The 12,000-nt window shown below is 42.0% G+C and carries 10 protein-coding genes; 2 read left to right on the forward strand and 8 right to left on the reverse strand.

Translation table 11 applies throughout. The annotated features are described in order from the left end of the window. Positions 1-38: 38 nt before the first annotated feature. The 5 genes from J3U67_RS06945 to J3U67_RS06965 all read right to left on the reverse strand — a co-directional run bounded on the left by J3U67_RS06945 (position 39) and on the right by J3U67_RS06965 (position 6,318). Positions 39-1,400 (reverse strand): sodium-dependent transporter, encoded by a 1,362-nt coding sequence (locus J3U67_RS06945; protein ID WP_267391195.1) that lies wholly within the window; start codon positions 1,398-1,400, stop codon positions 39-41. A gap of 228 nt (positions 1,401-1,628) precedes the next feature. Beyond that, positions 1,629-2,432 carry a carbon-nitrogen hydrolase family protein gene (locus J3U67_RS06950; RefSeq protein ID WP_267404495.1) on the reverse strand — a complete coding sequence of 268 codons (804 nt, stop codon included), beginning with the start codon at positions 2,430-2,432 and terminating at the stop codon, positions 1,629-1,631. Positions 2,433-3,940: 1,508 nt separating this feature from the next. Further along, positions 3,941-4,441: a Fur family transcriptional regulator gene (locus J3U67_RS06955; protein ID WP_267404497.1), complete on the reverse strand. Its 501-nt coding sequence runs from the start codon at positions 4,439-4,441 to the stop codon at positions 3,941-3,943. An 11-nt stretch (positions 4,442-4,452) separates the two neighbouring features. Then, complete coding sequence (locus J3U67_RS06960) at positions 4,453-5,205, reverse strand: SDR family oxidoreductase (RefSeq protein ID WP_100152321.1); 753 nt, start codon at positions 5,203-5,205, stop codon at positions 4,453-4,455. Between the two features lie 162 nt (positions 5,206-5,367). Next, the gene (locus J3U67_RS06965; RefSeq protein ID WP_100139853.1) at positions 5,368-6,318 is read right to left on the reverse strand and encodes a D-alanyl-D-alanine carboxypeptidase family protein; all 951 of its coding nucleotides are present in this window, start codon (positions 6,316-6,318) and stop codon (positions 5,368-5,370) included. 409 nt (positions 6,319-6,727) lie between these two features. Between J3U67_RS06965 and clpX the strand changes: the two genes are divergently transcribed. Beyond that, positions 6,728-8,002: an ATP-dependent Clp protease ATP-binding subunit ClpX gene (gene clpX / locus J3U67_RS06970; protein WP_267404499.1), complete on the forward strand. Its 1,275-nt coding sequence runs from the start codon at positions 6,728-6,730 to the stop codon at positions 8,000-8,002. A gap of 177 nt (positions 8,003-8,179) precedes the next feature. Here clpX and J3U67_RS06975 read toward each other — a convergent pair whose 3' ends face one another. Continuing rightward, positions 8,180-8,857, reverse strand: coding sequence for a S24 family peptidase (locus J3U67_RS06975; RefSeq protein ID WP_100139851.1), 678 nt, complete (start codon positions 8,855-8,857; stop codon positions 8,180-8,182). A gap of 183 nt (positions 8,858-9,040) precedes the next feature. Between J3U67_RS06975 and J3U67_RS06980 the strand changes: the two genes are divergently transcribed. Beyond that, positions 9,041-9,316 (forward strand): hypothetical protein, encoded by a 276-nt coding sequence (locus tag J3U67_RS06980; RefSeq protein ID WP_100139850.1) that lies wholly within the window; start codon positions 9,041-9,043, stop codon positions 9,314-9,316. 196 nt (positions 9,317-9,512) lie between these two features. On the opposite strand, the gene mpl is transcribed toward J3U67_RS06980, so the two are convergent. After that, complete coding sequence (gene mpl / locus J3U67_RS06985) at positions 9,513-10,907, reverse strand: UDP-N-acetylmuramate:L-alanyl-gamma-D-glutamyl-meso-diaminopimelate ligase (protein ID WP_267404502.1); 1,395 nt, start codon at positions 10,905-10,907, stop codon at positions 9,513-9,515. A 226-nt stretch (positions 10,908-11,133) separates the two neighbouring features. Beyond that, positions 11,134-11,550 (reverse strand): hypothetical protein, encoded by a 417-nt coding sequence (locus tag J3U67_RS06990; RefSeq protein WP_267404504.1) that lies wholly within the window; start codon positions 11,548-11,550, stop codon positions 11,134-11,136. Positions 11,551-12,000 lie beyond the last annotated feature (450 nt).

Below are 12,000 nucleotides of genomic sequence, written 5' to 3' on the forward strand. Positions count from 1 at the left end.
GGTGATAAACCTATATTCTAATAAGAATTATACCAAGATTACATAAATCCGTAAATCAGAATAGCAATCACTGCCACTGGAATAACGATTCGGCATAAAAATTTCCACCCAGCAAATATTACTGGACTTAAATTCAGTTCTTGCCGGATGGTTTCCTGTTTCATCATCCAGCCAGCAAAAATAATGGTACCCAGACCAGTTAATGGCAACATCAGTTTACTGGTGAGGTAATCTAAGCAGTCAAAAATATTTTTACCGAAAATAGTTACATCCTGCCATTCATTAAAAGACAACAGACAGGCAATACCCAATGCCCAGATAACCACGCTACTTACCAGAGTGGCGGATTTACGGCCTAGGTGCGTTTTTTCTTCCAACAGTTCGACTGTTGGTTCCAGTAATGAAATTGAAGATGTCAGTGCTGCAAAAGTGAGAAAAATAAAGAACAGAATACCGATGATAGTACCGCCAGCCATATTACCGAAAGCAATTGGTAAAGTAACAAAGATAAGGCCAGGGCCTTCGCCCGGTTGCAAACCATTGGCAAATACAAGAGGAAAAATGGCCATGCCCGACAACATGGCAACGATAACGTCCAGAATCACCACAGTACGAGCAGTAGAAATCAGATTAACATCTTTGCCAAGATAGGAGCCGTAGGCCATCATAATTCCCATACCAAGCGATAAACTGAAAAAGGCATGGCCAAGAGCCGCTAACACTGCTTTTCCGGTAATTGCGGACCAATTTGGGGTAAACAGGAAAGTGAATGCTCTACCAAAGGAAGGGCCACTGACAACCGCCGCATAAATCACCAGACCAATCAACAAAACGCCCAACCCCGGCATCATGATTTTACAAGAACGCTCCAGACCGGCTCCCACACCCATGGCAACAATCAATGCAGTTGCAAACATAAACACTGTATGCCATGTAAGCAGATGGCTTACACTACCCAGAAATTGCTGAAATACCAGACTGGTACCATCGCCATGCAGTCCTTTAAAGGTACCACTACCGGCCAGAAAGATATAATCGGTAGCCCAGCCGCCAATCACGCTATAGAAAGACAGAATCAAGAATGAGCCTAAAACGCCGATAATCCCTACCCAGCGCCATGATTTAGAACGCCCTTCAGCAGCAGCTACATCTTCCATGGTATGAATCGGATTTTTCTGACCGCGGCGACCAATCAACCATTCCGCAACCAGAATCGGCAGGCCAATGATAAACATACAAATCAGATAGGTCAGCACAAAGGCAGAACCACCCATCTGTCCAGCCATGTAAGGAAATTTCCAGATATTGCCCAGACCCACTGCCGAACCTGCTGCGGCAAGCATAAAGCCCATCCGCGAGCTCCATTGCGAATGCGATTTTTTCTTAGTTCCACCACTCATAACTGCCCACTGCTTCCTAAATCAAAATTTGATAGAAAATTCAACATTTAACTTTATATAGTCAAAATTTAATCGATAATCATGCCATGATTCTCTTTTTTGGACAAGTAATGATTGCTGTTGTCCTGTTTAAATGATTACAGATTTGATTATTTAGACAAAACGTCTATCAAATTCGTCAGTTCCAGTGCTAAGCTTGCTATTTTTATTGAACCAAATCATTCCTGATTACAATATGCGATGCTGGAGAGCCGGTAATTTACTGCGTACTGATTGCAGAAAATCATTATCCAACTCAGCGGTAATCACACCCTCACCTTCCGGCAAACAGGCCAGCACTTCGCCCCATGGATTAATGATCATGCTGTGACCAAAGGTACGGCGGCCGTTTTGATGTGTGCCACCTTGTGCTGATGCGAGAAGATAGCATTGATTTTCAATTGCACGTGCGGTTAATAGCGTATGCCAGTGCGCTTTACCGGTGGTATAGGTAAAAGCAGCGGGCAGTACAAGTACATCAAAAGGCAGTTGAGCACGGAAGAATTCAGGAAAACGTAAATCGTAACAAATACCTTGAGCTACGGAAACATCATCTACTTTTAACTGCGGCACATCCATGCCACGCAAAATCGTATCGGCTTCTGCATAACTTTCATTGGCACCCACAAATCCAAACAGGTGCATTTTATGATAAAAGCCAAGCAGCTCACCGGCGCGGCCATATACCATCATAGTGTTAAGCACTTTGGCTTTATCTGTGCTTTGTAATGGTATAGTACCGCCAAAGAGCACGATACCCAATTCAGCGGCCAGCGATTTTAAAGCGGTTTGCAACGGTCCATCGCCAAATACTTCAGCCACCTTCACCTTATCAGTATCATTCTGCCCCATAATGGGCCAGTACTCTGGTAACACTACCCACTCAGCCCCAGCAGCCGCAGCTTGCCGCACCAGACGCTGCATAGACTGAATATTTTCCGCCACGTTCGTGCCAGAAACCATCTGCACAATGCCCACTGAGATGTTGTTCATATGTATCTCCTTAAACTGAATGCTGCTGCCAGAACTGTTGAATGAAAATTATTTATAGCCTCAACTTATTTTACATGCAAATTTTTTTAAGATATTTGACTGGCAAATAAATTTTTAAATTAGATTAAACACATGAATAAATTTTTGTCATACCTATTTTAATTAATATATTAATATTATTAGTTAATTTTAAAATCTGTTCAATTTTTTACTTTTAGTTTATTCTGTCACTAGAAATTGTCATTAATACAAAATAATAATTCTTTATTCATTACTATTATAAAAAAGAGGAATTTTTGCTAAAACTCTACTAGATTATCATCTTGTCAATGAAGTGCCTTTCCGGCTGCTGAAGAGGTAATTATTCAAACAAACTACAACAAATTTGAGTATTATTACATTACTAGAAACAGCTTTCTCAAAATTATTTAAAATCCTTATTCAAACGAACAGATTCATATTGAAAGTTTGTTTCAATTACAGCTAAAAATTAATATAAATAAAGCAATACCAAATTTGACAGTGCGCTACTTTCACCATCATTACTATAGACACAGATTCATTATCGAATATAAAAGCATTATCTAAATATATATTCTGGATGGTTTGAATTAACTGAATAATTAACTTAATAAAAATTAAGAGGATAAAAATGTGTTTGAAAACCAATTACGACGAACAATAAAAAATACATCAGAAAATATTTAGAGCCATTGATAATTTTGACAGTTATATTATTCAAGCTGGTGGGTGTGCTGATAAAACCTACATACTAATTGAGTCGTTAAAGTATTTTCTCCAGCATAGAATCAATAAATTACGTAAAAACAATTGAGGGCTATACTGATGGCCTGCTGCATGAAGAAATGTTTGGATAGAAGCAAAAACCAAGCCCGATGTAAAACTAACAGATAAACAAATAGATAAAAAATCAACAAGAGAAACTCAGCTATAAAAAAGATTCTGAACAGTGGCTTAGATTTATGACAACAATGGATGACTTTTCAACAATGAGCACGATAAGCTGCAAACATTTCAATACAAAACGTATGATGGCACCAAGATAAAAATATGACAATGTAGCAATAATCTTGGGATATAACCTTAGGAGAAACAATAAAAATAATTTTAAAATTTTTTTGCCAGTCTGTCTCTAGAGCCGGAACAAACGTATACGGAAGAGGAAACCAGAAAATTGGAGAATAGCCGTAATCTGTTTTATACCGCCTGCTCTCGCGCACGGAAAAAACTATGGATTCTTTATTTGGATGATATTAAAGATGTCGAAGATAACTTGAAGAAGCTGTTTACATCTATTAAGCCTTTTAAATATCAGGGATAGCTGCTGGGGTAATGGCAATCTAATGGTTTATTATGGTTTCTAGAGAGTGCAGGCACTTTGGCGAGACTGAATATATTGCTTGTTTGAAATATCGCGAAAAATTCAGCACAGCCTGAAATTTAGAATATCAGGCAGGCAAAATACAGATTGAATTTTGGAAGCTATTTTAAGCTGGCTTTAGCTGGCAATGCCGGCAGATTCCGGTAAGTACGATGTGTTCATCATTCAATATGAAACCATTGTCGGCTGCACGCCGGCGTAGAGCTGCCCATTCAGAGCTCAGGCTTTGTTCATCCACAGTACCGCACTGGTTGCAAACCAGTACAAAATCGTTGTGGTGGATGTCATCTTCATGACAATCACTATTACATTCATGCTGCACATGGCGACAGAGAATATAACCGTTTACCGCTGGTATTTTATGCAATACACCCTGCTCTGCCCAAAAGTCTAATGCGCGATAGGCAGTTGGCGGAGCGATGGTGCTGCTGCTGTGTTGCTGCATGTGTGTCAGTACTTGATAAGCTTTAATGACACCGCTCATGTTTAATACAATATCCAGAACCTGTTCGCGCAATTGGGTGATGGTGACGCTGTGCTGGACACATTGAGCAATGATGCGGGCTTTTTCTTCAGCTTTGGACTGCCACACGGTCTTACTACTCATTCTAATCAGCCTCAATCCAAATCACGGGTTACACTTAGGCCGGCAAATGTTTGTGCTACAGGCATAATTTCAATGTGGTTTACATTCATATGAGCTGGTGTCTGATAGAGCCATAACACGGTATTGGCGATGTCTGCTGGTTGCAGATAGCTGATGTGTTCGTATACAGCCGCAGCTTGCTGCTCATCGCCGCGAAAACGGACATTAGAAAATTCAGTATCGCCACACAGGCCTGGGGCGATATTGGTGACACGTATGCGGGTACCGGCCAGATCGGTACGTAGATTGAGGCTGAACTGGCGCACAAAAGCTTTGGTGGCACCATAAACATTGCCGCCTTTATACGGCCAAGAACCAGCAGTTGAGCCAAGGTTGATGATATAACCGGCATTTTTGGCTACCATGCGTGGCAGTATCTGACGGGTAACATAGGTTAAACCAAGAATATTGGTATGAATCATGGTTTCCCAGTCGGCATAGTTTGCTTCCTGAGCGGGCTCCATACCCAATGCCAGACCCGCATTATTCACCAATAAATCGATATCTGCCCATGTGCCTTGCAGGGAGGCCAGCGCGTTATCTACACTTTGTTTGTCGGCAACATCCATGTGCAGGGGTAAAAAGGTGGTACCCAGCTCGGCTTGTAATTGGTGTAGTTTTTCCAGCCGCCTCGCCGCACCGATAACTTGATATCCGGCACGAACCATTACCCGACACATTTCGGCACCAAAACCGGCAGAAGCACCTGTAATTAATATAGCCATATCTGTACCTTTCCCTGTTGTCTGTTTCAGAATTGATTCCGGTGTTTGCTCTAATGTTAGCACGTTCTGCTGTGTTGTCTAAGCTACTCAGCAGTAAGGTTTACCGGCAAGATAACAAAAACCCCGTTATCGCTAACGGGGTAATCAATGTTAGTACAGTAATCAGAGAGACTGCTGCATCGCCCATGAACGTAACGCACGAGCGTCACTAACACGAGTGGTGGAGCTTGGAGAATTAAGCAGCACGATGGTCACGGGTTGATTTTGCACACTGGTGAGCAGCACCATGGAGCGGCCAGCTTCACGGATATAGCCAGTTTTCTGTAGAGCAATCGGCCATACACCTTCACGTACCAGTGCGTTGGAATTGTGATACTGCTCTACGCGGCCATTACTGGTATAAACTGAGCCGGAATTATCAGTGGAATATTGTCTGATAAGCGGATATTGGCTGGCGCCGCGTACCAACAATGCCAGATCGCGTGCAGTAGCCTGATTACGCGGGTCGAGGCCGGTTGGTTCGTAGAAACGTGCATTATTCATACCCAGCTCGGCTGCTTTGCGATTCATGGCTTCTACAAATGCCGGCATTCCTCCTGGATAAGTGCGTGCCAGCGCATGGATAGCACGATTTTCACTGCTCATCAGTCCGATGTGGAGCAATTCGCGCCGCGTCATCACTGTGCCAACAGATAGACGGCTGGTGGAGTTTTTCAGCCGGTCTATTTCAGCATCGGTGATGGTAATCGGCTCGTTCATATTCTGATTGGCATCCAGCACCACCATGGCGGAGAGGAGCTTGGATATGGAAGCAATGGAACGAACTTGATTAATATTTTTTTGATAAAGGATTTCTCCGGTCTGATTGTTCATAATCAAGGCCGATTGTGAACTTAATAAAGGACCGGCAATTTGTGCGCGAGCTTCCAGATTGGCATCTGGGTGGTTACTGATAAATGAGCTGAGGGTGTCAGACTGGCCACCGGCCTGTTTTTGTTCGATAAATCTGCCGAGAACATCTAGATCACCGGCTACCGTAGGTACGGCAAAAAACAGGCTACTGCTTAACAAGCTTACCCACTGCCAGCGACGCAGACAAGATAAACGTGACATGATAACTTCCTTTTTGACCCTGTGTGAGGGTTATATAATTCTCTATTAGTTGCTTATTCTGAATGTACGAAAGGTGCGGCTAGGCTACACCTATGGTTGAGAGGCGTGTTTAAACGTACAAATTATCAGTACGAAATTTTGTTTCTCTTATTGATTATAAGGCAATTTCAATCACGGCCGGTATTTTCTGAGCCAATTTAATTGTTTAAAAGCTGTTTATAAACGATATTTTAATTAGTTTTGCATTGCTAAACTGATTTCGCAAGTGGATAAAACAACATCAGCATTTGGTTTGATATCAAGCTAATAACATTATATACTCGTTTTTTGGCCGGATCTGGGCAATTTGCGCTTTAGACATCTGGATCGGCTTTCGCTATAAGCTCTTTTTTCTGATGAAAACCTGTTTATGAGTAAAGAAATTCGTTATTGTTCTTTTTGCGGGAAACCGGAAAACGAAGTTAAAAATCTGATTGAAGGTGACAACGCATTAATCTGTAATGAATGCGTGGATACATGCAACGACATGCTACATAATGCAGGTGCTTCTTCTGCAGAAAAATTTAAGCCGGCAGGTACTGATACCGACAGCGGCCTAGACAAGCTGCCAACACCGGCGGAAATTGTGGCGAATCTGGATCAATATGTAATTGGACAGGAAACGGCCAAAAAATCACTGGCCGTGGCTGTATACAATCATTATAAACGCTTGCGTTTTGGCAAAGAAGAAGGACAGGTAGAGCTGTCTAAATCCAATATTCTTCTGATTGGACCAACCGGCTCCGGTAAAACGCTGCTAGCACAAACGTTGGCTCGTAAGCTTGATGTGCCGTTTGTGATGGCAGATGCCACAACCCTTACTGAGGCCGGCTATGTGGGTGAGGATGTAGAACAGATTATTACTAAATTGCTAAGCAAATGCGATTTTGATGTACAGAAAGCGCAAAGAGGTATTGTATATATTGATGAAATCGATAAGATTTCTCGCAAAAGTGATAATCCTTCTATTACTCGGGATGTATCTGGGGAAGGCGTACAACAGGCATTGCTTAAATTGGTGGAAGGTACGGTGGCTTCAGTACCGCCACAAGGCGGCCGTAAGCATCCTAATCAGGAATTCATTAATGTTGATACCACGAATATTCTGTTTATTTGTGGTGGTGCATTTGCCGGTCTGGAAAAGGTAATTCGTCAGCGCACAGAAAAAGGTGGTATTGGTTTTGGTGCGGCGGTACACAGTAAAGATGAAAATACCAATGTCAGTGAGTTATTTCAGACTGTGGAACCAGAAGATCTGATTAAATTCGGGTTGATTCCTGAGCTGATTGGCCGTTTGCCGGTGATTGCTACGCTGGCTGAACTGGATGAAGATGCTTTGATTAATATTCTGACCGAACCGAAAAATGCTTTAATCAAGCAGTTTCAGGCATTATTTGCTATGGAAGGTGTGGAATTACAAGTACAGCCTTCCGCCCTGCAAGCAATTGCCAAACTGGCTATGGCGCGTAAAACTGGTGCACGTGGCCTGCGCTCCATTGTGGAAAAGGCATTGCTGAATACAATGTATGCTCTGCCGGATTTAACCGATGTGAAAAAGGTAGTGGTAAATCAGGATGTGATTGATAAAGGTGCAGAGCCTGAATGGTTACTCGCGGATGGTAGTATTTATAAAAGTCCAAAATAATCTAGATTTATCCAAATATAAAAAAACCGTCTGAATTCTGCCATTCAGACGGTTTTTTTATGGATTCAGATAGCACATTGGTAGTGGGCTAAATTAGTCTGGCTTATACGCAGAGATTCAATATCTTAGCGAGGTAGAATTATAAAAACATTAATTTAATATCTGCTCTGCACAATATTATAGATAGCGGCCAAACCATAAAACTTTGCCAATAATCTGCACATCGTCACTTTCGCTATCCAGCCTTATTTCGAAACTTGGATAGGCTTCGTTGGCAGAAATCACATTTACAACATTTCCCGGCATCAGCTGCAGACGTTTTACCAATAAGTTGTCGTTGATACGCAATACATACAAGCCATCACGGCGGATATGATTCATTTGCTGCACCAATATGGTATCGCCATCATTTAATACGCCTTCCATGGAGTCGCCTTTAACCGATATAACTGATAAGCCGCTCACTTCGGGGCTAATCATTGCGTTTATCCAGTCCTTGCGAAACGCCATGGTAAACATCGGTTTTTCGTTATCCACTAGACTACCGTGTCCGGCAGCAGCTTCAATGGCATAACGCGGCACATAGACAAAGTCATCAGCATTCACTGGATTACCTAGTGTATCGTGTGCCGCCTGTGTAGGCTGTTCGGGAAAAGGCTCTCCTTCTCCGGTGAGCAGCCAGTCGATACTGCATCCCTTCAATTCTTTGATGCGTTTCAGGGTTTCTGCTTTAGGTAGACCGCCTTCATGCCAGATTCGGCTGAATCCGGCCATGGTCATATCTATGTCTGTGGCAATTTTGGATTGGCGCTCCCCTGGCCAGAGCGAAGCCAGACGATCCTTAAATGTTTGCATGCACAAACTCCAGCAATTATTAGAAATAACGTTATTAAATTTGTTTTTATTATACAACAATTTTAAAAAAATAAATAGTAAATTAATTTTCAAGAAATTTTTAGGTTGTTTATTTATTTTTTTCTAAGTAATATAGCAAAAAATAAATAAATTATTAGATTTATCTAATTTACGGAGTCAATCATGAATGTGTTGAAGACTGTCGGGTTGGTGGCTGTATTGTTATTACTGGGCAATTTTCGCCCTACTCCGGCCGGTGCCATGGCTGCACCAGCTTCGTTTACACAAGTGCTGAATTGTCAGTATCTGGCACAACTGACCTATACCGAGATGAATACAGTTCAAACAGAAGCAGCCAAAAGCTGCGATCAGCGCGAAGCTGCCCGTGACTGGCTTAGTACATATGGCAAGATGAACCATACTGAGTTAGCTAAAGCCATGGTAGATGAAGCATCCTGAATGATAAACTTTTTATCGGCAGCAATTGAGTGTCTGCTGTACGCTAACAATTGTGAATTGGTATGAGCTGTTTGAATATTCTGCCTAAATAAAAATAATTAAAGCCGGCTACCCATATGAGAGCAACCGGTTTAACAAACTGAGAATAGTTATATTTTTTTGGTTTTGGTTTGCTTTACCAATGATGATTAATCAGCTATTTATTTGCTAGTTTAGTTAGTAGCTGTTGATGGATACCACCAAAGCTGCCGTTGCTCATGACCAGAATATGATCACCCTGCTTAGCTTCTTCTACAATGGCAGCGATTAGTGACGGCATATCCTGAAATACTTCCACTTTATTTTGCAACGGACTTAATGCTGTTGCTACATCCCAATCCACACCACCGGCATAGCAGTATACTTTATCGGCCTCGGCCAAACTGCTGGGCAATGCTGCTTTCATAGTACCCAGTTTCATGGTATTAGAACGCGGCTCCAATACGGCCAAAATACGGGCACCAGTGACTTTCTGGCGTAAGCCAGCAATGGTGGTCGCAATTGCGGTGGGATGATGAGCAAAATCATCATATACGGTAATATTGTTGACGACGCCCTTGATTTCCATGCGTCGTTTGACATTCTGAAAACGTGAAAGTGCGGTGCATGATTGCTCTACGGTCACACCTACATGGCGAGCGGCAGCAATGACAGCCAGCGCATTCATGCGGTTATGCTGTCCAAGCAGTTGCCATTCGATATGCCCGACTTTCTGCTTCTGAAAAAGCACATCGAAACCACCTGTTTTAGACACTTCGCCTACCTGCCAGTCGCTACCAGAGCCAAAGCCTTCTACTTGAGACCAGCAGCCTTGTTGTAATACTTCGGATAATGCTTGGGATTCATCGTTGACTACAATTAGTCCTTCGCTGGGGATGGTACGTACTAGATGGTGAAACTGAGTCTGGATGGCAGACAAATCAGGAAATATATCGGCGTGATCATATTCCAGATTATTGAGAATGGCGGTACGCGGGTGATAATGAACGAATTTACTGCGTTTATCAAAAAATGCGGTATCGTATTCGTCGGCCTCTATTACAAAAAACGGGCTGGTTTCGGCGCGGCTATCAGCCTGTGTAGCCGGTGGAATTTGTGGCAGTCTGGCAGACACAGCAAAATTCTGTGGTACGCCGCCTATCAGAAAACCAGGCGCAAGACCGGCTTCTTCTAGTACCCAGGCCAACATGCTGGCAGTGGTGGTTTTCCCATGGGTGCCGGCTACGGCTAATACCCAGTGCTGTTGCAATATGTTTTCAGCAAGCCATTGTGGCCCTGAGGTATAAGGCAGATTACGATTGAGAATGGCTTCGACCACCGGCATGCCGCGACGGGCAACATTGCCGATGACGTAGATATCTGCCGGATAGTTATCCAGCTGTGCTGCTTCAAATCCTTCTACCACATCTATACCTAAATCAGCCAGCTGGGTACTCATAGGCGGATACATTTTGGCATCACAACCGGTAACGCGGTAGCCAGCCTGTTTGGCAATGGCAGCAAGGCCTCCCATAAATGTGCCGCCAATTCCGATAACGTGGATATGCTGCATTTTTTATCTCTGCGCGCTGAAAACCAGCATTATAGACCGTTGTTAATGTCTGTGACGCGTCTGTTTTGCGTTTTTGCAGCGGATAGCCATAAAAAAGATTTTTGGCGTACTGAGATGTTTTTTATGTGTGCTAAGTAAGTACTGATAGCTATGTATCCGCACTCTTCATTCACAACATGAAATTATTAATAGTGAGCAGCGTATCTGCTAACTGAATGCTATCAGCTTAGGAGGCGCTGATGATGTAACGTTGCAGTATATTTTTCAGATTATTTTTTTGCCATTTGGCGGCTAATATAAAGTTTGGAATTTTAAATGTGTATTTTTGCTGCTCATAAACAAACGTTAATTCACCTCTGAAAAAGCCTGTTTTGTAGCTCAGATTGGTAATTTTGGTCATCGGAATAACGGTTATGGATTCGGATAAATTGGCGTTGGCCGTTAGACCAATGAGAATGATTTTTTCAGCATTAAAATAAATCAGCATATGCCGAATAAATAAAGTTGCTAATCCAGATAGTAAAGCATATTGCCAAGCTTTGGCATTAATCATGCCATAGATGATTGAAGATTGATCTAAAGGTGGTAATTGGTGCTGTATGAAATAAGTCTTAATGTTTTCTAGTTTTAAACCGTTTCCCATGATGTTACCTTGATAAATTGATATTCTTTTGTAATATTATATTCCTATATGCTTTTTATTTAAACTAAAGAGGATGAATGTTGTGCTTTTATTTTTTGGCAGCAGTGGATATTTTTTAGCTTAAGCAATCATGTCTGCCATCAACTTATTGGAACTGATTAATCACGGTATGCTTGCATTGCTATACTCTAAGAAGATGTTAGCAGGAAAATAAATTTCTGAAATAGCGCATTGGAAAGTCTGATTAGAATTATCCACACGATAGAAATAGCTTCTCTGATTATCTTTATTTTTTCAAAACAGGTTTATCAAAAGCTGTCATGGCGGGAATAAATACACATTATTCCTGTAAATATTGGGATGTTACTGCACATAAACTGTGGATAACTAATTTAGGCAGTTGTTATAATGAAATTTTATTTCGCTGCTTAAAATTTAAGCAACTCCTTG

It is taken from the genome of Snodgrassella sp. B3837, assembly GCF_026535955.1.
GTDB lineage: Bacteria > Pseudomonadota > Gammaproteobacteria > Burkholderiales > Neisseriaceae > Snodgrassella > Snodgrassella alvi_E.

What these genes read in the sequence shown, in the direction of transcription:
- J3U67_RS06945 (WP_267391195.1), bottom strand. Translation starts at nt 1,400, where the DNA reads ATGAGTGGTGGAACTAAGAAAAAATCGCATTCGCAATGGAGCTCGCGG.
- J3U67_RS06950 (WP_267404495.1), bottom strand. Translation starts at nt 2,432, where the DNA reads ATGAACAACATCTCAGTGGGCATTGTGCAGATGGTTTCTGGCACGAAC.
- J3U67_RS06955 (WP_267404497.1), bottom strand. Translation starts at nt 4,441, where the DNA reads ATGAGTAGTAAGACCGTGTGGCAGTCCAAAGCTGAAGAAAAAGCCCGC.
- J3U67_RS06960 (WP_100152321.1), bottom strand. Translation starts at nt 5,205, where the DNA reads ATGGCTATATTAATTACAGGTGCTTCTGCCGGTTTTGGTGCCGAAATG.
- J3U67_RS06965 (WP_100139853.1), bottom strand. Translation starts at nt 6,318, where the DNA reads ATGTCACGTTTATCTTGTCTGCGTCGCTGGCAGTGGGTAAGCTTGTTA.
- clpX (WP_267404499.1), top strand. Translation starts at nt 6,728, where the DNA reads ATGAGTAAAGAAATTCGTTATTGTTCTTTTTGCGGGAAACCGGAAAAC.
- J3U67_RS06975 (WP_100139851.1), bottom strand. Translation starts at nt 8,857, where the DNA reads ATGCAAACATTTAAGGATCGTCTGGCTTCGCTCTGGCCAGGGGAGCGC.
- J3U67_RS06980 (WP_100139850.1), top strand. Translation starts at nt 9,041, where the DNA reads ATGAATGTGTTGAAGACTGTCGGGTTGGTGGCTGTATTGTTATTACTG.
- mpl (WP_267404502.1), bottom strand. Translation starts at nt 10,907, where the DNA reads ATGCAGCATATCCACGTTATCGGAATTGGCGGCACATTTATGGGAGGC.
- J3U67_RS06990 (WP_267404504.1), bottom strand. Translation starts at nt 11,550, where the DNA reads ATGGGAAACGGTTTAAAACTAGAAAACATTAAGACTTATTTCATACAG.